The organism is Methylobacterium sp. Leaf466, assembly GCF_001425565.1.
GTDB lineage: Bacteria > Pseudomonadota > Alphaproteobacteria > Rhizobiales > Beijerinckiaceae > Methylobacterium.
On record NZ_LMRC01000004.1, the window covers coordinates 64263 to 85427 of the forward strand.

23 protein-coding genes are annotated in these 21165 nt (G+C 72.3%); 11 read left to right on the plus strand and 12 right to left on the minus strand.

Going from position 1 to position 21165, the window contains the following annotated elements; translation table 11 throughout:
• Positions 1 to 214 precede the first annotated feature (214 nt).
• The gene (gene chrA / locus ASG59_RS03805) at positions 215 to 1444 is read left to right on the plus strand and encodes a chromate efflux transporter (RefSeq protein WP_200945924.1); all 1230 of its coding nucleotides are present in this window, start codon (positions 215 to 217) and stop codon (positions 1442 to 1444) included.
• 16 nt (positions 1445 to 1460) lie between these two features.
• Here the strand turns inward: chrA and rlmJ are convergent, their stop codons facing one another.
• From rlmJ to ASG59_RS03830, 5 genes are all read right to left on the minus strand, one after another.
• A complete protein-coding gene (gene rlmJ / locus ASG59_RS03810) occupies positions 1461 to 2306 on the minus strand; it encodes a 23S rRNA (adenine(2030)-N(6))-methyltransferase RlmJ (protein ID WP_056282121.1) in 846 nt (281 codons plus the stop codon).
• A gap of 4 nt (positions 2307 to 2310) precedes the next feature.
• Positions 2311 to 2949, minus strand: a complete 639-nt coding sequence (locus ASG59_RS03815; RefSeq protein ID WP_244475621.1) for a ribonuclease T2 — start codon at positions 2947 to 2949, stop codon at positions 2311 to 2313.
• A 32-nt stretch (positions 2950 to 2981) separates the two neighbouring features.
• Positions 2982 to 3449 carry a hypothetical protein gene (locus ASG59_RS03820; RefSeq protein WP_055886259.1) on the minus strand — a complete coding sequence of 156 codons (468 nt, stop codon included), beginning with the start codon at positions 3447 to 3449 and terminating at the stop codon, positions 2982 to 2984.
• A gap of 189 nt (positions 3450 to 3638) precedes the next feature.
• Entirely contained in the window at positions 3639 to 4577 is a 939-nt protein-coding gene (locus ASG59_RS03825) for a hypothetical protein (protein WP_156399097.1), read from the minus strand.
• Between the two features lie 209 nt (positions 4578 to 4786).
• Complete coding sequence (locus ASG59_RS03830; RefSeq protein WP_055886262.1) at positions 4787 to 5782, minus strand: extensin family protein; 996 nt, start codon at positions 5780 to 5782, stop codon at positions 4787 to 4789.
• 114 nt (positions 5783 to 5896) lie between these two features.
• Between ASG59_RS03830 and ASG59_RS03835 the strand changes: the two genes are divergently transcribed.
• The 7 genes from ASG59_RS03835 (at position 5897) to glnT (ending at position 13121) form a co-directional block, all read left to right on the plus strand.
• Positions 5897 to 7129 (plus strand): amidase, encoded by a 1233-nt coding sequence (locus ASG59_RS03835; RefSeq protein ID WP_056407083.1) that lies wholly within the window; start codon positions 5897 to 5899, stop codon positions 7127 to 7129.
• Positions 7130 to 7157: 28 nt separating this feature from the next.
• On the plus strand, positions 7158 to 7775 hold the full coding sequence (locus ASG59_RS03840) for a LysE family translocator (RefSeq protein WP_056407084.1): 618 nt from the start codon (positions 7158 to 7160) through the stop codon (positions 7773 to 7775).
• 143 nt (positions 7776 to 7918) lie between these two features.
• Positions 7919 to 8677, plus strand: a complete 759-nt coding sequence (locus ASG59_RS03845) for a methyltransferase domain-containing protein (RefSeq protein ID WP_056407086.1) — start codon at positions 7919 to 7921, stop codon at positions 8675 to 8677.
• 129 nt (positions 8678 to 8806) lie between these two features.
• A complete protein-coding gene (locus ASG59_RS03850; protein WP_056407088.1) occupies positions 8807 to 9697 on the plus strand; it encodes a glutamine amidotransferase family protein in 891 nt (296 codons plus the stop codon).
• Between the two features lie 56 nt (positions 9698 to 9753).
• Positions 9754 to 10443: a protein glxC gene (locus ASG59_RS03855; protein WP_056407090.1), complete on the plus strand. Its 690-nt coding sequence runs from the start codon at positions 9754 to 9756 to the stop codon at positions 10441 to 10443.
• Positions 10443 to 11765, plus strand: coding sequence for an FMN-binding glutamate synthase family protein (locus ASG59_RS03860; protein ID WP_055886279.1), 1323 nt, complete (start codon positions 10443 to 10445; stop codon positions 11763 to 11765). Before ASG59_RS03855 ends, ASG59_RS03860 begins: the two co-directional genes overlap by 1 nt.
• 57 nt (positions 11766 to 11822) lie before the next feature.
• The gene (glnT, locus tag ASG59_RS03865) at positions 11823 to 13121 is read left to right on the plus strand and encodes a type III glutamate--ammonia ligase (RefSeq protein WP_056407092.1); all 1299 of its coding nucleotides are present in this window, start codon (positions 11823 to 11825) and stop codon (positions 13119 to 13121) included.
• 25 nt (positions 13122 to 13146) lie between these two features.
• On the opposite strand, the gene ASG59_RS03870 is transcribed toward glnT, so the two are convergent.
• The 3 genes from ASG59_RS03870 to ASG59_RS03880 form a co-directional block, all read right to left on the minus strand.
• On the minus strand, positions 13147 to 13746 hold the full coding sequence (locus ASG59_RS03870; protein ID WP_056407116.1) for a hypothetical protein: 600 nt from the start codon (positions 13744 to 13746) through the stop codon (positions 13147 to 13149).
• 56 nt (positions 13747 to 13802) lie between these two features.
• Positions 13803 to 14450, minus strand: coding sequence for a DUF1214 domain-containing protein (locus tag ASG59_RS03875; RefSeq protein ID WP_056407094.1), 648 nt, complete (start codon positions 14448 to 14450; stop codon positions 13803 to 13805).
• 91 nt (positions 14451 to 14541) lie between these two features.
• Positions 14542 to 16770 (minus strand): PBP1A family penicillin-binding protein, encoded by a 2229-nt coding sequence (locus tag ASG59_RS03880; RefSeq protein ID WP_056407095.1) that lies wholly within the window; start codon positions 16768 to 16770, stop codon positions 14542 to 14544.
• A gap of 337 nt (positions 16771 to 17107) precedes the next feature.
• Between ASG59_RS03880 and ASG59_RS03885 the strand changes: the two genes are divergently transcribed.
• Entirely contained in the window at positions 17108 to 17323 is a 216-nt protein-coding gene (locus tag ASG59_RS03885; protein WP_055886291.1) for a hypothetical protein, read from the plus strand.
• Positions 17324 to 17423: 100 nt separating this feature from the next.
• On the opposite strand, the gene ASG59_RS03890 is transcribed toward ASG59_RS03885, so the two are convergent.
• Positions 17424 to 17648, minus strand: a complete 225-nt coding sequence (locus tag ASG59_RS03890) for a hypothetical protein (RefSeq protein ID WP_055886294.1) — start codon at positions 17646 to 17648, stop codon at positions 17424 to 17426.
• A gap of 177 nt (positions 17649 to 17825) precedes the next feature.
• On the opposite strand from ASG59_RS03890, the gene ASG59_RS03895 reads away from it, so the two are divergent.
• Together ASG59_RS03895 and ASG59_RS03900 are read left to right on the plus strand one after the other, a co-directional pair.
• A complete protein-coding gene (locus tag ASG59_RS03895) occupies positions 17826 to 18365 on the plus strand; it encodes a YcgN family cysteine cluster protein (RefSeq protein ID WP_055886490.1) in 540 nt (179 codons plus the stop codon).
• Between the two features lie 129 nt (positions 18366 to 18494).
• The gene (locus ASG59_RS03900; RefSeq protein WP_056282164.1) at positions 18495 to 19001 is read left to right on the plus strand and encodes a ferritin-like domain-containing protein; all 507 of its coding nucleotides are present in this window, start codon (positions 18495 to 18497) and stop codon (positions 18999 to 19001) included.
• Positions 19002 to 19086: 85 nt separating this feature from the next.
• Here ASG59_RS03900 and ASG59_RS03905 read toward each other — a convergent pair whose 3' ends face one another.
• From ASG59_RS03905 to ASG59_RS03915, 3 genes are all read right to left on the minus strand, one after another.
• The gene (locus ASG59_RS03905; protein WP_347379668.1) at positions 19087 to 19761 is read right to left on the minus strand and encodes an NrsF family protein; all 675 of its coding nucleotides are present in this window, start codon (positions 19759 to 19761) and stop codon (positions 19087 to 19089) included.
• A complete protein-coding gene (locus ASG59_RS03910; RefSeq protein WP_055886493.1) occupies positions 19754 to 20323 on the minus strand; it encodes a sigma-70 family RNA polymerase sigma factor in 570 nt (189 codons plus the stop codon). Before ASG59_RS03910 ends, ASG59_RS03905 begins: the two co-directional genes overlap by 8 nt.
• A gap of 111 nt (positions 20324 to 20434) precedes the next feature.
• A complete protein-coding gene (locus ASG59_RS03915; RefSeq protein WP_056407098.1) occupies positions 20435 to 21127 on the minus strand; it encodes a DUF1223 domain-containing protein in 693 nt (230 codons plus the stop codon).
• Positions 21128 to 21165 lie beyond the last annotated feature (38 nt).

A 21165-nucleotide genomic window follows, 5' to 3' on the forward strand; every position in this document is an offset into this window, starting at 1 on the left:
AGCGATCCGGTGGCGGGGCCGAGTGGTGGGACGGAGATCGGAAAGCTGTTGAGACTTGATCGCCGGCCGCTGTCGAAGCGCGCACCTTGGGAAGGAAGAGCACTCTGACGGGGATAATCGTTCCGCAGGCTATCCGTTCCGGCCGCAGTGCGACATCCGCTAAATCCCTTCGCGGGGGACGATTGCGCATCATGGTCAATATTTGCGGTGGACGGTGAGGCCGGCCCCTCCTTCCGGCGGCGGCGGCGAGGTCTTCCTGGCGTTCCTCAGGCTCGGGCTCACCGCCTTCGGCGGGCCGATCGCGCATCTGGGCTACTTCCGCACCGAGTTCGTGGAGCGCCGGCGCTGGCTCGACGAAGCAGCCTATGCCGATCTCGTGGCCCTGTGCCAGTTCCTGCCCGGCCCGGCCTCGAGCCAGGTCGGCATCGCCATCGGCCTCCTGCGCGCCGGCCCGCTCGGGGCGCTGGCGGCCTTCACCGCCTTCACCCTCCCCTCGGCGCTGCTGCTGATCGCCTTCGCCTACGGGCTGACGGCGCTCGGCGCGGGCCTCGGCGGCGGCTGGCTGCATGGCTTGAAGGCGGTGACCGTGGCGGTGGTGGCCCAGGCCGTGCTCGGGATGGCCCGCACCCTCGCCCCCGACCGGACGCGGGCGACGCTGGCCGTGGCGGCCATGATCCTCGCCCTGGCGCTGCCGGGGACGACGGGCCAGATCGGCGCCATCCTGCTCGGCGCCGCCCTCGGGTTTTTCCTGCCCGGCGCATCTCTCCTGCCCGGCGCCTCCCTCCTGCCTAGCACGCCGCCGGCGGCCACTGCGGAAGCGACCCGGACGCGCCTGAGCCGGACCACCGGGCTTGTCTCCCTCGGCCTCTACGCCCTCCTCCTGGCCGGGCTGCCCCTCGCCGCCGCCGCCGTCCCGAGCCAGGGCCTGTCCCTCGTCGATGCGTTCTACCGGGCCGGCGCCCTGGTGTTCGGCGGCGGGCACGTGGTGCTGCCCCTCCTCCAGGGCGCGGTGGTGCCGCCGGGCTGGATGAGCAACGACACCTTCCTGGCCGGCTACGGCGCCGCCCAGGCCGTACCCGGCCCGCTGTTCACGTTCGCCGCCTATCTCGGCGCGGCGATGGGGCCGCAGCCCAACGGCTGGATCGGTGGCCTCCTGTGCCTCGGCGCGATCTTCCTGCCGGCGGTGCTGCTGGTGTTCGGCGCCCTCCCCTTCTGGGAGTCTCTACGGACCCGGCCGCTGGCGCGCCGCATCCTGGCGGGCGTCAACGCGGCCGTGGTGGGCGTGCTGCTCGCCGCCCTCTACGACCCGGTCTGGACCGGCGGCATCCGTGGGCCCGCCGACGTCGCGCTGGCGGCGAGCGCGTACCTCGCCCTCGTCGTGTGGCGGGCACCGCCCTGGCTGGTGGTGATCGGCGGGGCCTTGGCGGGAGCGGGGGTGGGATGACGGCGGGCGAGGCCGCTCACGCCTCCACGCCGAACGGAATGCAGCGGAACGCGCCGTAGTCGCGTCGCGCCAGCCGTTCGGCGAGGGCGGGCAGGAACAGGTCGGCCTCCTGCGCCAGGCGCCAGGGCGGGTTGATCACGATGAGCCCGTTGCCGTTGAGCCGGGTCGGGTCGGGTTCGGACACCATCAGGTCGAGGCGCAGGGCCGGCCGGGGCAGCGCGCGGTGGAGGTCGGCCACCATCCGGTCGACGAGAACCACGTCCTTGATCGGGTACCAGGCGAGGTAGGTGCCGGTCGGCCACTTGGCGACCGCCTTGAGGAGGGCCGCGCCGAGGCGGTCGATCTCGCCGAGTTCCTCGTAGGGCGGGTCGATCAGCACCACGCCGCGCCGCTCCGGCGGCGGGACCATGGCGTTGAGCGCCGTCCAGCCGTCGAGATGCATCACCTTGGTGCGCGAATCCTGGTTATAGCGCGCCCGCAGGATCTCGGCGTCGGCGGGGTGCAGTTCGACGAAGACGCCCTGGTCGCCGGGCCGCAGGAACTCGCGGATCAGGGCGGGCGAGCCCGGATAGACCGACCCGCCGTGGCGGGCCTTCACCGCCGCCACCGCCGCCCGGTAGGGGGCGAGCAGGGCCTCGACCTCGCCTGAGAACGGCGCGTCGAGGCGGCCCCAGCCGTCGTGCCACTCGCCGGTGCGTCCGGCCTCGTCGCCGGTCAGGTCGTAGAAGCCCAGCCCCGCATGGGTGTCGATGGCCCGAAACGCGGTGGATTTGGCCTGGAGATGCACCAGCACCCGCGTCAGCACGAGGTGCTTGAGCACGTCCGCGAAATTGCCGGCGTGGAAGGCGTGGCGGTAGTTCATGCGCCTACCGCGCCGCCTCGATCGTTACCTCGCCGGCCCGGCAGTTCCGGCGGGCGACCTCGGGGCACGGCGTGAAATCGCGAAGGTCCTTCGAGAAGCAGATGCGGACCTCCTGCAGCCGGCCGCGGGTGCAGGTGACGGACATCATGTCCGGGCGCAGGCCGCGGTTGGCCGCCACGAACTGGCGGGCGACCTCGATGGGGGCGGCGCGCCGCTCCTCCGTGGCGCTCTTGAAGGCGTCGGGGATGGTGACGGCCAGGCGCGCCTGCTTCGCCGCCTGGAAATAGGCGGTCGGGTCGAGGCCCGAGCAGGTGCCGTGCTTGCGCCACTCGTGCCGGGCCAGCCCCTCCGAGGGATAGACCTCGCCGGCGACCTCGATCGCCTGGCGGGTCGGCGCGCGCACCACGCTCGAACAATCGGACGGGTAGCCGCGGGCGTATTGCGGCCACAGGCCGTGGACGACGAAGCCGAGGCCGCGCCCCGGCCGGCACTGGCCGTCGCCGTCCCGGCGCCCTCCCGTGCCCTCGCAATAGGCCGGCGACCACGACAGGGCGAGGACGTAGAAGTCGAACGTGCCCGGCGTGCCGCCGCGGTCCTCGTTGAAGCCGCCGCCGAACCCCTGCGCCAGCGCCGGCCCCGTCAGGAGGACGGCTGCGGCCAGCGCGACGAGGCGCCTCAAGGCCGGGCTTCGCGGCAGGCGGTGGCGTAGGCGAAGGCGAGGTTGCGGTCGAGGCCGTGGACGCAGAACTCGACGCCGAAGCCCGCCCCGATCAGGCCGAGCCCCTCGCGCACCGAATAATCGACCTTGCGCCGGACCCCGTCCGAGGTGGTGGCCACCGCCGAGCAGAACCGGCGCGGGTAGGTGTCGAGGCCCCAGGGCCGCCAGGCGGTACGCTCGACCCGGTCGTAGGACACGATGGTGAGCGAGGAGTTCCAGAACTTCGCCTCCTTCTCGGCGAACTGGGTCGCGACCTTCTCCAGGACGGCGGTGTCCTGGCAGCCGGGAATGTCGCCGTCAAAGGGAAACAGCCGCTCCTCGGCCGGGGTGATCTCCTCGCGGGCCGAGCGGGCGAGGGCCGGCTGGAGCGCGCCGGCCAGGGTCAGGCCGAGGGCGAAGGCGGTGAGAAGGGGATTCGGGCGCATGCCGGCGTCGTCCGCTGGAGGGCTTTTTCGGTTCCCCGGGACGATGGTCCCTGCCGCCCCGCTGTCAAGCGCACGGCGGCGGGGCACCGCGTTTTGGCGACGGCCTGGGGTTTGGCGGGCACAGTGCGGCCATGGCACCACCGGGGATCGCCGTGACGGGCGCGAATCCGGGCAGCGGGGCCAGCCCGGCTATTCCTTGATCGCAAAGCGCTGGCTGAACTCCACCGGGCCGCCGTTGTGGCTCAGATCGACCCGGTACTGACCGGGCGGCCAGCCGGTGTCGGGCTTGCTGACGCTGGACGAGACCAACGGACCCGCCCCCAGCGGGATCGCGACCGACGCGATCGTGAAGTTCGGCGGGGCGGCGGCGCCCGTCTTCTCCGCGACCCAGGTCGCCGTGAGGGTGTCGCCGGGCTTCACGCCGCGCACCTCGACGGCCACCAGGATCTTTGGGGTATCGCGGGCGAAGACCGCCTGAGGCGGAACGTCGCCGTCGCCCGGGAAGGTCATGGCCTGCGAGACGTGGGCGGAGGGGGTCGCGGCTGCGGGGGAAGCCCCCGCCGGGGCCGGTGCCGGTGGCGGTGGCGCCGCAGCCGCGACGGCCGCCGCCGGCGCGCTGTCGCACCGCCGCAGCGACTCGTAGCCCTGCGGGAAGCCGGCGAGGTTGAAGTCCGCGTCGGCGCCGTCCAGCTTCAGGATCATCGTCTTGGCGGCCAGGAGGTTCGGCACGATGGTGGCCGGCAGCTCCGCGGTCAGGGTCTGGCCATCGCCCGTCCAGGCGGACTTCGCGATGGCGGTCGTCTTGTCGAGGACGAGGGGGACCCGGATCTTCTCGTTCTTGTCCCAGATCCAGTGCTCGTAGACGAACGTCATCACGACCTTGTCGCCCGCCAGGGCGAAGACCAAGGCGTTCCCGGCGTTGTCGTCGGCCGGGTCCTTGTAGGACTTGCTCATCATGCAGGCCGGGCCGCGCGCCGCGCGCTCGATCTCCCAGCCCCCGGCCTTCTCGAAGGGGATTTCGCCCGCCGCCAGCGCCGGGCCGGCGAACAGGGCGAGGGCGGTGGCGGCGGCGACACGGCCGGACGCCCCGGTCGGGTTCGTCTTGGCCAACTCAACCGTCTTGGCCAACTCAACCGTCTTGGCCGACCGAGGTGACACCCGATGTCCCCGGGCGCCTGCCGTCTTCAACATCGCAAAGCTCCTGCTCGAAGCTTCAGTCATGCTTGAAACACGGAATCACCGTCAACGCACGAAGCGGGGCATGGACAATCCGATCGCCGGAATCCGTGGGATCGGCACGGATTGTCCGTCCGAACCGCGCCTGGAGGGCCTTATCTCTAGTAGATCGGCCCCGGCATCGCGCCGGGCGCGGCGAGCGGCAGCGGCTCGGCGAAGCCCGGGGCCGGTTCCTCGTAGGCGGCGATGGCCGGACGGCGCGGGGCCGGCGCGCGCGGCGGTGCGGCGGCGTAGGCCGACGGAGCCACGGGCGCGCGGGCGACCGGGTTGGGCGCGCGCGGCGCCTGCCGGGAGGACATCGGGCTGGCGCCGTAGGGGTCGTCCTCCTCGAGGTCGACCGGTCCCTGGGGCGGCGCCGGCTGGTAGGCCGGGGCGGGGCGGCGCGTGGCGGGACGGACGCTGCCGTCGGCGCTCAGTTGCGGCTCGAACTTGAGGATCGGCTTGCAGACCCGGCGCAGGCCGCGCGGGTCGTGGCGGGCGAGATCCACGTGGATGTGGTCGTAGTGGAACATGTCCGAGCCCGGCGCCAGCACGGTCGAGAAGCGCTGGCAGGCCCCGTAGAAGACCTCGCGCAGGAACCCCTGTTCGGCCTGCGTGCCGCGCCAGCCGCCCTTGACGGTGATGACGTAGCCGTCGGCGAGCTTGAACGACATGATGTCGAGCGCATTGCCGAACGAATGCTCGGAGAGCTTGGCGCCGACCTGGTTGTTGCGGCCGCGGCAGGCGTAGGAGCCGGCGTTGATCTCGGCCACCGGCTGCCCGAAGTACAGGCTGGCGGCGGGCTGGATGGTGTCGGCGAGCCAGGCCTCGGCCTCGGCGATCGCCGGGCAGGCCAGCGTCATGCGCTGCTTGAGCGCCACCGAGCCCTTGCCCAGGCGCGTCACCCGGAACGGCTGCTGCATGCCGCAGGTGCCCGGCCCCTCGATCGCCTTGGCGGGGGTGACGAACTCGGTCTGTTCCACGAGCTTCTTGGCGAGGCAGGCCTGTTCGGCCTGGTCGCGCCAGGGCTCGCGCTGCTCGAACTTGTTGAGCGCACAGCCGGTGAGCCCCGCGCCGGACAGCGCAAGGGCGGAAAACGCGAGAACGCTACGCCACATGACGGAGACAATGCGAGCGATCGCGTAAACGGGGCGTCAACGCTGACGGGCCGTTGCCAAGCGGCCTGTGGACGGCTGTTGACAGATCGTGCGCGGCGCAACACGGGAGGGGCCATGCTGTCCCTCGTCGATCTGCGCACCCGCATCGCCTCCGGCGCCCTCTCGCCGCAGGCCGCCGTCGCCCTGTGCCAGGAGGCGATCGCCGCCCGCGAAGCGGAGGTCGGCGCTTTGGTGCGCCACCTGCCCGATCCGGTGGTGGCCGCCTCCGGCCCGCTGGCCGGCATCGCGGTGGGGATCAAGGACATCATCGACACCGCCGACATGCCCACCGAGATGGGCTCGGCCATCTACGCCGGCTGGCGGCCCAAGGCCGATGCCGCCATCGTCTCGCGGCTGCGCGCGCTCGGCGCCGTTCCCCTCGCCAAGACCACCACCTGCCCCTTCGCCGGCCTCGACCCGACCGGCACCCGCAACCCGCGCGACCTGCGCCATACCCCCGGCGGCTCCTCGGCCGGCTCGGCGGCGGCGGTGGCCGCCGGCATGCTGCCCCTGGCGCTGGGCACCCAGACCGGCGGCTCGGTGATCCGCCCGGCCGCCTATTGCGGGATCGCGGCGGTCAAGCCGTCGTTCCGGCTGCTGCCGATGGTCGGCGTCAAGACCTTCTCCTGGGCGCTCGATACGCTCGGCCTGTTCGGGGCCGGCGTGCGCGACGTCGCCCATGCCTTGGCGCTCCTGGCCGACCGCCCCGAGATCGATCTTCCGCGAGCCCCCGGCGCGCCGCGCATCGGCGTGGTGCGCCAGGCGTTCGCCGGCACCGCCGAGGCGGACGCCTACGACGCCCTCGCCGCGGCCGTGCGCGCCGCCGAGGCCGCCGGGGCGAGCGTGCGCGACCTGGCCCTGCCGGATGTCCTGGCGGAGGCCTTCGCCGCCCACGGGATCGTGCAGGATGTCGAGGCGCGTCAGGCGCTGGCCTGGGAATACGCCCACCATCGCGCCGCCCTGGGCCCGATGCTGGGGCCGCAGCTCGATGCGGCGCAAGGGATCGGCGCCGCCGACTACGACCGGGCCCGCCGCAGCGCCCATCGCGGCCGGCGCGCCCTCAAGGACGTGTTCGGCGAGGTCGACGTGCTGCTCACCCTCTCCGCCCCGGGCCGCGCCCCGGCCGGGTTGACCAGCACCGGCGCCTCCACCTTCAACCGCCTCTGGACCCTGATGGGCGTGCCCTGCGTCACCGTCCCGGTGCCGGGGCCGGGCCTGCCGCTCGGCGTCCAGGTCATAGCCCGCTTCGGCGACGACGGCCGGGCGCTGGCGGCGGCGGCGATGATCGAGGCGGCGCTGGCCGCCTGACCGCGGGGCGGTCCGGGGAAGGAGCACCATGTCCGCCGAGACCCTCCTCGCCTTTGCCGGGACCTGCTTCCTGATCGAGGTGACGCCGGGGCCGAACATGGCCTACCTCGCCGTGCTGAGCGCGGGCAGCGGGCGGCGGGCCGGGTTCGCCGCCACCGCCGGAATCGCCCTGGGGCTCCTGGCGGTGGGGTCGGCGGCCGCCTTCGGCCTCGCCTCGCTGATCGCCGGTTCGCCCCTCGCCTACGAGGCCCTGCGCTGGGGCGGCGTCGCCTACCTGCTGTGGCTGGCCTGGGACGGCTGGCGCGACGCCGAGACCTCGGCGGTCGAGACCGAAGCCCCGGTGGCGGACATCCGCTATTTCCGCCGCGGCCTCGTGACGAACCTCCTCAATCCGAAGGCGGCGGTGTTCTACGTCGCAGTGCTCCCGAGCTTCGTCGACGCAGGCGCACCGGTCCTGCGCCAGACCCTGGTCCTGTCCGTCGTCTATGTCGCCATCGCCACCGCCATCCACGCCGGCATCGTCGCCCTGGCGGGGATCGCCCGGCCGTTCCTCGAAGACCCGGCCCGCAACCGCGTCCTGCGGCGCACCCTGTCCCTCGCGCTCGCCGCGATCGCCCTCTGGTTCGCCTACAGCACGCGACGCTGACCGGACCTTTCGCGATGCCGGATGAGGCAAGCGCCGCCCCCCCCCGAAGCGGGTGCCGTTTTCGGGGCGGATGGCATAGATCGACCCCTCCCGCGTCCCGCTGCCGGGGCGCCTCCCCTCTCGCCGGATGGACCGGATCTCCGATGCCACCCTGGAAACGCGCCGTCGCCCGGGCCTTCGACCGCGCCGAGGACTACGAATCCGCCGCGGCGATCCAGCCCGTGGCCGCCGCCGGCCTCGCCCGCTCCATCGCGGCCGAGACCCTCGCACCGGCCCCGCGCGTCCTCGAGATCGGCTGCGGCACCGGCCTCCTGACGCGGGCCTTGCGGGAAACGCTGCCGGATGCCGCGATGGTGGTGTCCGACATCGCCCCCGCCATGGTCGCGCGCTGCCGCACCCGCATGGGCCAGGGGTTCGCGGGGCGCTTCCTCGTGATGGACGCCGAAGCGCCGTGCCTCTCGCCCGGCTTCGACCTCGTCGCCTCCAACCTCGCCGCGCAATGGTTCGAGGATCTGCCCGCGACCCTGGCGGGGCTCGCGGGCCTCCTCGCCCCCGGCGGCCTCCTGGCGGTGACGACGCTGGCCGCCGGCACCTTTCGCGAGTGGGCCGATGCGCATGCGGCGCTCGGCCTGATGCCGGGAACGCCGGCCTATCCCGAGGTGTCCGAGCTGCGCGCGATGTCGTTTGCCGGCTGCACCACCCGCGTGAGCGTCGCCCCCCTCGTCGAGGCCCATGGGGACGGCCGCGCCTTCCTGCGGTCGTTGCGCGCCATCGGCGCCGGTACGCCGGCCGGACGCCGCGCCCTCTCGCCGGGCGCTTTGCGAAGGGTGTTGCAGGTCTTCGAGGCGGGCGGCGCCAGCGTCACCTATGCGGTCGCCACCTGCCTGATCCGGCGGGACTGAGCGGAACCGGCCTGCGACGACTTTCCTGTGAAGAAATATTCCTTCCTCGGATTGACCGGCGACAACCGGCGGGCTTAGGGTTTCGGCGACGGCAGCGAGCCGGTGTTCGAAAAAAAAAGCCCCCTCCCGATGTGCGGCATCGTCGGCCTCTTTCTCAAGGACCCGGCCCTGGAGCCGCGGCTCGGCGCCCTGATGGCGGGCATGCTCGGCACCATGACCGACCGTGGCCCCGACAGCGCCGGTTTCGCGGTCTATGGCGCCCCGGCGGAGGGCGCCAAGATCACGCTTCGCGGTCCCGATGCCGCCGGCCTGGAGGCGGCGGTCGCCGCCCTGCAGGTGGCCCTGGGCTTCACCCTCGCGTCGCAGGCGCGCGACACCCACACGGTGCTGGTGGCACCGGAGGGGCGGGAGGGCGAGATCAGGGCCTGGCTCGCCGCCCATCCGGGCATCGACGTGGTCGGCTCGGGGCAACGCATGGAGATCTACAAGGAGGTCGGCCTGCCGGCCGAGGTCGCGCGGCGGTTCTCCCTGTCGGCGATGGCCGGCACCCACGGCATCGGCCACACCCGCATGGCCACCGAGAGCGCGGTGACGACGAACGGTGCCCACCCCTTCTCCACCGGCCCGGACCAGTGCCTCGTCCACAACGGCTCGCTCTCCAATCACAACGCCCTGCGCCGGACCCTGCGCCGCGAGGGCCTGACCTTCGCCACCGACAACGATTCCGAAGTGGCGGCCGGCTACCTCACCTGGCGGATGCGCGAGGGCGCTTCGCTGAAAGGGGCCCTGGAGGCGAGCCTGTCGGACCTCGACGGGTTCTTCACCTTCGTGGTGGGCACGCAGGACGGGTTCGCGGTGCTGCGCGACCCCATCGCCTGCAAGCCCGCGATCATGGCCGAGACCGACGCCTGGGTCGCCTTCGGCTCCGAATACCGGGCGTTGGTCGGCCTGCCCGGCATCGAGGGCGCCCGCGTGTTCGAGCCCGAGCCCGCCACCGTCTATGCCTGGGAGCGAGGGTGAGGAATGAGCAGGATGGAACCCAAAAACCGCGCCCCACTTTTTGGCATCCTGCTCTGATGCCCCTGGTGAACTTGCGCGAAACGACGCTGCGCGACCTCAACCGCAGCCTCCACGCACTGCCTCCCGACACCAACGAGACGCATTGGACCGTGCGCCACCCCGACGGCCGCCACGCCGTCGCGGCCGGCCTCGACCGGGCCATCGCCGTCGAGATCGAGGGGCACGTCGGCTATTACTGCGCGGGCATGAACGCCCTGGCGCAGGTGGTCGTCCACGGCAACGCCGGGGTCGGGGTCGCCGAGAACATGATGTCGGGCCGCGTCCACGTGCGCGGCGACGCCAGCCAGGCGGCCGGCGCCACCGCGCACGGCGGCCTGCTGGTGGTGGACGGCAACGCCGCGGCCCGCTGCGGCATCTCGATGAAGGGCGTCGACATCGTCGTGAAGGGCTCGGTCGGCCACATGTCGGCCTTCATGGCGCAGTCGGGCACCCTGACGGTGCTGGGGGACGCGGGCGAGGCGCTGGGCGATTCGCTCTACGAGGCCCGGCTCTACGTGCGCGGCGCGGTGACGAGCCTCGGGGCCGATTGCATCGAGAAGGCGATGCGCGACGAGCACCGGGCGGAGCTCGCCGAAAAGCTGGCTGCGGCGGGGCTCGCGGGCGAGGTCGATCCGGCCGAATTCCGCCGCTACGGCTCGGCCAGGCGCCTCTACCACTTCACCGTCGACAACGCGGGAGCCTATTGATGAGCGAGCCGCCCCGCACCCGGCCGCGCCTGTCGGCGACCTTCACCCCCGACGTGATGGCCGAGATCCGCCGCGCGGCGGCCACCGGCATCTACGACATCCGCGGAGCTGGGGCCAAGCGCAAGCTGCCGCATTTCGACGACCTGCTGTTCCTCGGCGCCTCCATGAGCCGCTATCCCCTGGAGGGCTACCGCGAGCGCTGCGACACGCAGGTGGTGATGGGCGCGCGTTTCGCCGAGAACCCCATCACCCTGAAGACGCCGATCACCATCGCCGGCATGAGCTTCGGCTCGCTCTCGGGCCAGGCCAAGGAGGCCTTGGGGCGCGGCGCGACCCTGGCGGGCACCACCACCACCACCGGCGACGGCGGCATGACCGACGAGGAGCGCGGCCACTCGCAGACACTCGTCTACCAGTACCTGCCCTCCCGCTACGGCATGAACCCGGTGGACCTGCGCCGGGCCGACGCCATCGAGATCGTCATCGGCCAGGGCGCCAAGCCCGGCGGCGGCGGCATGCTGCTCGGCCAGAAGATCACCGACCGGGTGGCGGGCATGCGCAACCTGCCGCCGGGCATCGACCAGCGCTCGGCCTGCCGCCACCCGGACTGGACCGGGCCGGACGATCTCGCCATCAAGATCGAGGAACTGCGCGAGATCACCGACTGGCGGACGCCGATCTACGTCAAGGTCGGCGCGAGCCGGCCCTATTACGACACGGCGCTGGCGGCCAAGGCCGGGGCCGACGTGGTGGTGCTCGACGGCATGCAGGGCGGCACCGCCGCGACCCAGGACGTCTTCATCGAGAACGTCGGCCTGCCGATCCTCGCCGCCATCCGCCCGGCGGTGGAGGCGCTGCAGGACCTCGGCCTCCACCGCACGGTGCAGCTCGTGGTCTCGGGCGGCATCCGCTCGGGCGCGGACGTGGCCAAGGCCCTGGCGCTGGGCGCCGACGCCGTGGCGATCGGCACCGCCGCCCTCATCGCGCTGGGCGACAACGACCCGGCCTACGAGGACGAATACCGGGCGCTCGGCACCACCGCCGGCGCCTACGACGACTGGCACGAGGGCAACGACCCGGCCGGGATCACGACGCAGCGCCCCGAGCTCGCCAGCCGCTTGGACCCGGTGCTCGGCGGCCGGCGGCTCGCCAACTACCTCGCGGTGATGACGCTGGAGGCCCAGACCATCGCCCGCGCCTGCGGCAAGAGCCACCTCCACAACCTCGAACCGGAGGACCTGGTGGCGCTGACCATCGAAGCGGCGGCGATGGCACGGGTCCCGCTTGCGGGGACGGACTGGGTGCCGGGCAGGGGGTTCTAAAACCCGCCCCCGCTGCGGGGGAGGGTCCATGCGCCTGGATCAGGAGAGGACATTGCGATGACGCCGGACCTCGAAGCCGTCGCCCGGGAGCGGGGCATCCGCTATTTCCTGATCTCCTACACCGACCTGTTCGGCACCCAGCGCGCCAAGCTGGTGCCGGCCAGCGCCATCGGGGGGATGATGCGGGACGGGGCGGGGTTCGCCGGCTTCGCCTCCTGGCTCGACATGACGCCGGCCGACCCGGACGTCTTCGCGAGGCCCGACCCGGACGGGCTGATCCAGCTGCCCTGGAAGCCGGAGGTCGGCTGGCTGCCGGCCGACCTGTCCATGGCGGGCGAGGCCGTCGCGCAGGGGCCGCGCAACCTCCTCAAGGCCCTGGTCGCCCGGGCGGCCGAGGACGGCCTGCGCATGAAGACCGGCGTCGAATGCGAGTTCTTCCTGATCACGCCGGACGGCCTGTCGCCCGCCGACACCGCCGACCGCCAGGCCAAGCCCTGCTACGACCAATCGGCCCTGATGCGCCGCTACGACGTCATCACCGAGATCTGCGACGCCATGCTGTCGCTCGGCTGGGCGCCCTACCAGAACGACCACGAGGACGCCAACGGCCAGTTCGAGATGAACTGGGCCTACGACGACGCCCTCGTCACGGCCGACCGGCACGCCTTCTTCAAGTTCATGGCCCGCTCCATCGCCGAGAAGCACGGCCTGCGCGCCACCTTCATGCCGAAACCCTTCGCGGAGCTCACCGGCTCGGGCTGCCACGCCCACGTCTCGCTCTGGCGCGGGGACACCAACGTCTTCTCCGATCCGGACCGCGCGCTCGGCCTGTCGCAGGTGGGCACCCACTTCATCGGCGGCGTGATGCATGCGGCCCAGGGGCTCGCGGCACTGACCAACCCCACCGTGAATTCCTACAAGCGGCTGAATGCGGCGACCACGACCTCCGGCTCGACCTGGTCGCCCAACACCGTGACCTACGGCGGCAACAACCGCACCCACATGATCCGCATCCCCGACGGCGGCCGCTTCGAGTTCCGCCTCGCCGACGGGGCCGCCAACCCCTATCTGCTCCAGGCGGGGCTGCTGGCCGCCGGCCTCGACGGGATGCGCCGCGCGCGCGACCCGGGCCCGCCGCTCGACATCAACATGTACACCCACGGCCATACCCTGGAGGGCGTGACGCGGCTGCCGCTCAACCTCCTCGACGCCCTGCGGGCGCTGGCGGCCGACCCGGTCCTGTGCGAGGCGCTCGGGCCGTTCGTGCCGTCCTACGTCAAGCTCAAGACCCAGGAATGGGAGGCCTACGCCCGCCACCTGACCCAGTGGGAGCGCGACACCACCCTCGACTGCTGACGGCCCCGATCCGGTGCAGGCCCGATCAGCCGCCGGCCTTGGTGTCCTCGCCCGCCCCCTCGACGGTGCAGGACACCGCCTGGACGGCGGCGTTGGCGGCGGCGCGCTGGCTCGGCAGGTCGGCGATCACCCGGACCACGACGAACCCCTTGGTGTTGGGCGCGACCACCCGCACGTCGCGGCTGACCTCGTTCTCGTCCTCGTTGGCCAGGGCCTCGTCGAACTGGCGCCGGGTCAGGATCACGAGGTCGAGGGCGCCGCGCACCGCCGCCTGATCGGTGACGGCATAGAAGGCGCCCCGGCGCCCGTGGACCGCCACCGACATCATCAGCGGCCCGGTGCGCGCCGCAACCCGCAGGGGCCCGTCGGTGAGGTCGTAGGGGCACAGCCCCACCGCCACCACGGGATCGGGGATCGGCAGCCACGCCTCGGCCGCGGGCGGCGTGTCGCCGGTGGCGAGGGCGAAGATCCGCATGCCGCCCTCGCCCCCCTGGCCGGCACGCGCCCGCGACAGCGCGTCGGATTCCGACAGGCTCGGGATCGCCAGCACCACGACGATGTGGACGAGCCCGGCCAGCACCAGGCCGCAGGCGGTGGCGAGCCACAGGCGGCCGCGCGGGCTCATGCCGAAATCCTCGCCGATATCCTCGCCGGTGTCGCCCCCGGAGGGCTTTCTCGCGCTCACGAGCGGCACCCCGTCCGGCGGATCTCGGGCAGGGCCGACCGGTCGAGGGTGCCCGCGCTGGCGGCCACGGGGGTGTCGTAGAGGCGCAGCGCCAGGCGCACCGGCCCGCTCGCACGCGGCATCGGCAGCCAGTTGCCGGGCTGGACCTCAGGCGCCAGGGCGATGACGAAGTGGCCGTCCGCCTCGCGCAGGATCTCGGTGGAGGTGAAGCCTTCGCGCAGAAGCGGGGCGTCGGCGGGCCTCGGCCCGCGCCCGGCCACCGTCAGCGTCCAGGCGCGGGCCGGGGGGGTGGTGCCGGCCACGGCGTAGGTGCAGCCGGCGTCCATGGCGCGGCCGTCGGAGTCCTGCGAGGCGGTGAGGAGCAGGCCCTCGCCGACGCCCAGCGGGATCTCGCCGCGCCGCGAGTTCACCGCCCGGGTGTAGGGATCGGCGCCCACCGCCCCGGCCCGGGGCCATGCGGTCCAGGACCCGGCCACGACCCCGCCGAAGGGATAGCCGCCGCGGGTGGCGTAATCGGCGCTGGCAAGGCCCAGCCCCGCCCCCAGCGCCAAGGCGTAGACGAACAGGCCGACGTTCGAGGTCCGGCGCAGGAGGGAGCGGGCGCGTTCGGCCAGCGGCCGGCCACGCCCCGCGATCGAGGCCATCTCAGCCAGCCTGCTCACCAACGGCGCCTTCCTCGTCCCCTGGGTCTCCGGCGACCCGGTCGCCCCCTCATGGACCGGTCCGGCGGCGCTGTCACGGCATCCCGATGCGGCCGGAGACCGGGCGGGCGCCCTCGGCCAGCGGCGTCACCGGCTCGAAGCCGGCGCGGGGCGAGGGCCGCGCCTCCACGGTGCGGAACAGGCCGTTGAGGCCGCCGATGACCTCGAACGAGCGCCGCGACAGCTTGCCGGCGGCACTGGCCGCGGCGTTGACGGGGGCGGCGGCCGCGTCGACGCTCGCCTGGAGGGCGGGCCGGCCCGGCTCCTTCACGCCCGGCAGGGGCTTGAGCTCGATGCCCTTGTGGGCGCTCTCCATCACCTCGCGCCAGGTCATGGCCGGCAGGGAGCCGCCGGTCATCTTGTTGGTGGAGGTTGAATCGTCGTTGCCGAACCAGACCGCGCCGACGAAGTTGCCGGTGTAGGCCACGAACCAGGCGTCCTTGTAGGCGTTGGTGGTGCCGGACTTGCCCGCGACCTTGATGCCCTCGAGCTGGGCGCGCTTGCCGGTGCCCTCCTCCACCACCTTGTTGAGCATGAAGTTCATGTCGGCCACCACCTGGGTCGACAGGATCTGCTCGGGCTTCTCGTCGGCGTGCCGGTAGATGATCTCGCCGGCCGAGTTCTTCACCTCCATCGCCGCGTAGGGCTTGGCCTTGCGCCCGCCGTTGGCGAACACGGCATAGGCCGCGGCCTGGTCGATCACGTTGACCTCGGCCGAGCCGATCGGCAGCGACACCGTGTCGATGAGCGGCGTGGTGATGCCCATGCGGTGGGCGAGATCGATGATCTTGGCGCGCCCGGCCTTGGCCGCGTTGGCCTGGTGGCTGATGCCAAGCGCCTTGCCCAGCGCGATGGAGATCTGGATCGGGATGGTGTTGATCGATTTGGCCACCGCCACCGTGAGGTTGGTGGCGCCCGAGAACGAGCGGCCGTAGTTCTGCGGGCACCAGTTGCCGATGCAGATCGGCGCGTCGACCACCCGGGTCTCGGGCCGGTACAGGCCGGCGGCGAGACCCGCGGCATAGACGTAGGGCTTGAACGACGACCCGGGCTGGCGCAGCGCGTCGGTGGCGCGGTTGAACTGGCTCTGGCCGTAGTCGGAGCCGCCGACCATCGCCCGCAGGGCGCCGTCGGGGTCGAGGATGACCATGGCGGCTTCCTCGACCTCGTACTGGTCGCCGTACTGGCGCAGGGTGTTCTCCACCGCCTGGTCGGCGCGCTTCTGGATGGCGAGGTCGAGGGGCGTCTTGACGGTGAGCACGCGGTCGCTGCGCAGGCGGCCCGCGTCGGCCATGCCCTTGATCTCGCCGAAGGCCCAATCGAGGTAGTAGTCGGCGGTGATGTCGCGGGTCCGCGTCACCGGGGTGGCCGGGTTGCGCAGCGCCGTCTGGATCTGGCCCTCGGTGAGGAAGCCCGCCTCGACCATGTTGTGGAGCACGTCGACGGCCCGCGCGCGGGCGGCGGGCAGGTTGACGTGGGGGGCGTATTTCGTGGGCGCCTTGAACAGGCCGGCCAGCATCGCGGCCTCGGCGAGGCTGATGTCCTTGAGCCGCTTGCCGAAATAATAATCCGCCGCCGCCACGGCGCCGAAGGTGCCGCCGCCCATGTAGGCGCGGTCGAGGTAGAGCTTGAGGATCTCGTTCTTGGTCAGATGGCATTCGAGCCAGAGCGCCAGGAACGCCTCGTTGATCTTGCGCTCCAGGGAGCGCTCGTTCGACAGGAACAGGTTCTTGGCGAGCTGCTGCGTGATCGAGGAGCCGCCCTGCGTCGAGCCGCCGCCGCGCGAGTTCGAGACCAGGGCGCGGGCGGTGCCGATGGGGTCGATGCCCCAATGCTCGTAGAAGCGCCGGTCCTCGGTGGAGACCAGGGCCTTGATCATCGTGTCGGGGAAGTCGTCGAGCTTGAGCGAATCGTCGTGCTTGATGCCGCGGCGCCCGACCTCGGTGCCGTAGCGGTCGAGGAAGGTGACGGCGAGGTCCTGGGTCTTGAGCCAGTTGTCGCTGGTGAGGTTGAAGGCCGGCTGCGCCAGGGCGAGCATGGCGATGGCACCGCCCGTGCCAAGGGTCATCGCCTCGCTGGTGAGATCGAGGACGCCGCGCTTCCAGCCGCGCACGGAAAACACGTTCATGCGCCGGGAGAAGGTCTCGTACCCCTCCCCTGCCGAACGGCCGCTCTCGTAGAGGCTGGCGTTCACCCAGGCGTCGAAGGCCAGCGCCCCTCGCTTGATCCGGGTCAGCAATGCGGTGGCAGGGGGCAGGCGCACGGCGTCTCTCGTCCTCGGTCACCGCGACGGCGACCCGGTCCGACGGACCGGGTCGTGCCGCCCACCATTCATGCCGGAACAACGCGACCGGCGCAGCCCCGGTCCATCGCCGCGCGCCGGCAATCTTTCATTAACATTGATTCGCGATTGGGGCGCGGCAAAGACGGCGGCGTGGCTTTCCCAGGCGGGGCCGCCTGGCGGAGCGCGGGCCCCGTCCGCGATGAGGCGTAGGACTTCGGGTCGAAACCGGCTAGCGTCCGCCGATCATGGGCTGGCAGTGTCAGGCGCCGATGACAGAGAGCCTCGATGCTCCCGCCTTCCTGCCGGAGGCCCGCCCATGCCCGATCACCCGTTCCCGCGGGCGCTGCCGGAGGCGCATCGCTACCGCGCGCTCCTGCTCGACATGGGCGGACACGTCATCCGCGTCCGCATGTTCGCGGCCGGCGACGACGAGGAAGCGTTCGGGATCACGCGCACCATGCTCGACGGGCGGGTGCTGGAGCTCTGGGACGGCCCGCGCTTCGTTCGGAGGTTCGGGTCGGTCGAGCCCTGAGCCAAGCCCCGCGGCAGGCGCGAGGCGACCGATCGGGCCGTGATCGCCATCGGGCGGGTACGGCTGGGCGGGTACGGTTGGGGTGGAGCCCATGCCGGGGCTACATCCAGGTCCCGTCGTTGATCCGCGACCTGATCGGGTGCTGGTCCGCGAGGAAGTGGGCGTGGGAGATGCCCGCGGCCAGAGCGATGGCGGCGGAGGCATACGAACTCGCGGAGCGATAGGGGTGATACCCCGCGGTCGTCACCGCCCACCGGAAGCGGTCCCTCTCGCTGCGGCATGCGAAGACGGCCACGCTGTGGTCGGGGAGTGTGGGGATCTGCATGCCCCCACCATGCCACGGCGGTCGACCACCACCAACCGCGTCGCACGACGCCGGCCGGAGCCTCGAACGGATCCGGCCGCGCCGATGGCAACGCTTGCTCTGGCCTGCGCCATGCGGCAGGAGGGCGAGAGTCGGCCGATCGCCGATCTCCCTCCTGTGACCCTCAAGGTGGCGCCGATGCGCATCCGCACGGCCGCGCGCGCCGAGACCACTCCCGCCGGGCAGGCGAGCGACCCGGCCTCCGCGCCGTTCTGGAAGCGCAAGAGCCTGGAGGCGATGACGCCGTCCGAATGGGAGAGCCTGTGCGACGGCTGCGGCCGCTGCTGCCTCCTCAAGCTCGAGGACGACGACACCGGCGAGGTCTACCCCACCGACGTCGGCTGCACCCTCCTCGACGCCCACGCCTGCCGCTGCAGCGACTACAGGAACCGGCAGAAGCGGGTGCCCGACTGCGTGCGCCTGACGCCGGAGGCGGTGCGCACCATCCCCTGGCTGCCGCCGACCTGCGCCTACCGCCTCCTGCGCGAGGGCCGCGACCTCTACGACTGGCACCCCCTCGTCACCGGCCGGGCCGCCAGCGTCCACGAGGCCGGCATCTCGGTGCGCGGCCGGGTCTCGGGCAACGAGGAGGAGTTCACCACCGACGAACTGCTCGACCGCATCGTCACCTGGCCGGGCCGGACGCCCGAGACCGAGGATCCGGACGAGGACGCCTGATCGTCTTCACGCAAGTTAAGATGCGGCCCGCCTGAGGAACCCGGCAATCTCCACCCCGTTGCCCTAGCGACGATACGGACTGGATCGCGATCCAAATCCGATCAAGCTCAAGCATACAGGGTCGATACCATGGGTATTTTCTCCAAGCCGATCAAGACGCTCGACGATTTGTTCACGCACATGCTGCAGGACATCTATTACGCGGAGCAGCAGATCACCAAGTCGCTGCCGAAGATGATCGACAAGGCCACCAACGCGCAGCTCAAGAGCGGCTTCGAGCTCCACCTGCGCGAGACGGAAGCCCAGATCGGCCGCCTCGACCAGGTGTTCGCCAAGCTCGGCAAGACGGCCAAGGGCGTCGATTGCGCCGCCATCGACGGCATCATCGCCGAGACCAAGGAGATCATGGGCGACGTCGACGATCCGCAGGTGCTCGATGCGGCCCTGATCGCCGGCGCGCAGGCGGTGGAGCACTACGAGATCACCCGTTACGGGACGCTGGTCGCCTTCGCCAAGCAGCTCGGCCACCACGAGGTCGTCGGCCTGTTGCAGCAGACCCTGGACGAGGAGCGTGCCACCGACACGGTGCTCACCGCCCTCGCCGAAGGTAGCGTCAACAGCCGCGCCGCCGCCTGAGGGCCGAGCCCCGAGACCGAAGTCCAAGACCGAAGACCCGCAGCGCGATAGCCCGGGACCGTCAGGGGTCCCGGGCGTCGTCGCGTCAGCGCTCCGCGAGGAGGCGGCCGCCGGCCAGGGTGTTGGCGCAGATGACGGCGCCGACCACCACGAGATGGATGGCGAGGTCGGTGAGCGTCGCGTCGTGGGGATGGAACGGGATCAGCAGCACGGCCGCCGCCGCGGCCGCCGCGAGCCCCCCCAAGGCGGCGGTGAGGTTGGGCCGCAGCGGGCAGGCCCGGCGCAGCATCAGCACGAGGGCGAGCGACAGCGGCGCCGAGGCGCACAGCAGGAACACGAGGCAGCCGCCCATCTCGTAGGCGTCGGCGACTTCGATGCCGGTCACCGTCCAGGAGCGCAGGCAGCCGACGCCGCTGGCGCCGATCCAGACAACGGCCGGCCCCAGCGGTAGCAGCGCCCATGCGGGGTTGCGGCCCGGCACGCTGGTGTGGAAGGCGGCGACGGCCGCCGTCAGCGCGGTGAGCAGGGCGCCGAGCGCGGCCAGCCCGAGGTCCGGCACCGCCATGCGCACCCTGAGTCCGTCGAGGTCGGCGAGCGGCATCAGGACGAGGCCGACCGCCAGTGCCGCGCCGAGCCAGGACGACGCCCGCAGCCACGGGGCGGGCAGGCGCCGGACAGGCGCGAGCCGGCCGGTCAGATCCTCGACGAGATCGTCGTGACCGTCCCGACCGACGCGGGTCATGTTCCGCGTGTCAGACATCGGTCCCTCCCCTGGTGCCCGACAACGTCCCGCGCAGGGCCTTCAGGGCCCGGTGCAGGTTGACCTTGAGCGCGCCCTTGCTGCGCCCGGTGATGGCCGCGGCCTCCTCCAGGGACCGCTCTTGGAACGCCAGGTGCTCCACCGCCTCGCGCTGGCCCGGCGAGAGTCCGGCCACGGCCCGAGCCAGCGCGAGGTCGCGCTCCCCGGTCTCCAGGCGGGCGCCCGGCGCCGGCCCGAGATCGGCATGGGCCTCGTAGGCGATGGGATCGTGGACCTCCTGCGGCCGGCGGCCGGTACGGCGCATCGCGTCGATGGCCCGGCGCTGAGTGATGGCGCGCAGCCAGGGCAGGAACGGCCGGGCGGGATCGTAGGTCGCCCGCGCCCGGTGGATGGTGACGAGGGTCTCCTGCACGACGTCGTCCACCGCATCCGGGCGCACCCCTTGCGCCCGTGCCATGCCCGCGATCACCGGCAGGCAATCCTTGAGCAGGCGGCGATACGCGGCGGCATCGCCGCCCTGGGCGGCGGCCATCGCGGACGACAGCCTCTCGTCGAGCACCATGGTGGACCTGTCGCGGCTCCGCATGACAGTCGCCAGGGACGGCCCCGGATCGACGGACGCGATCATCATGGTTGCACCTCCGCTTGTCCAACCCGCGCCATGCCGCTCCCATCAGGACCCGGCGCCGGTCAGGCGCGCGGCCCCGAGGATGCGACCGTCGGCCGCCTGCAGCAGCACCGCGGCGTCGGACCCGGCCGGGGCAGGCTGGGTCACGGTCCTGGCCGCGCCGGTCCAGCCGCCGAGGTCGCGCACCGAGCGCACCACGTTCGACTGGACCAGGTCGTGCCCCGCGTTCTCGCCGCGGGCGACCGCGGTGCGGACCTCCCGGTCGAACCCGACGAGGACGATCCGGCCGCTGCCCGCGCCCGCCCCGAGGCCGACGACGAGGTCGCCACCCTTGCGCACCAGGGTCATCGCGGCGACGGGGGAGGCGCGCCGGGCCTCGGCGATGGCCGCGGCGACCTCGCCGCGCTGCGAGCCGAGGACGCTGCGACGGCCGTCGATCACCATCTGCGGCGTGAAGACGCGCGTCTCGCCGAGGGTTCGCGCGTAGGCCTCCTGCCGGTCCGTAGCGGCGGGCAGGGAGACGGTGTCGCGCCAGGACAGGCGGTTCCAGTAGGTGACGTGGAAACCGAGCGCCAAGACGTCGGGCTGGTCGCGCAGGTCGGTCAGCACCGCCTCGGCCGGCGGGCAGGACGAGCAGCTCTGCGAGGTGAAGAGCTCGACCACCACCGGCCGCTGGGCCGCGGCGACGGGGGCAGACAACAGCGTCAGCCCGGCGAGGGCGAGGAGGAGGGCGCGCATGGGAGAGGGCTTTTCTCGAACCGCGGGACGGGATGCCC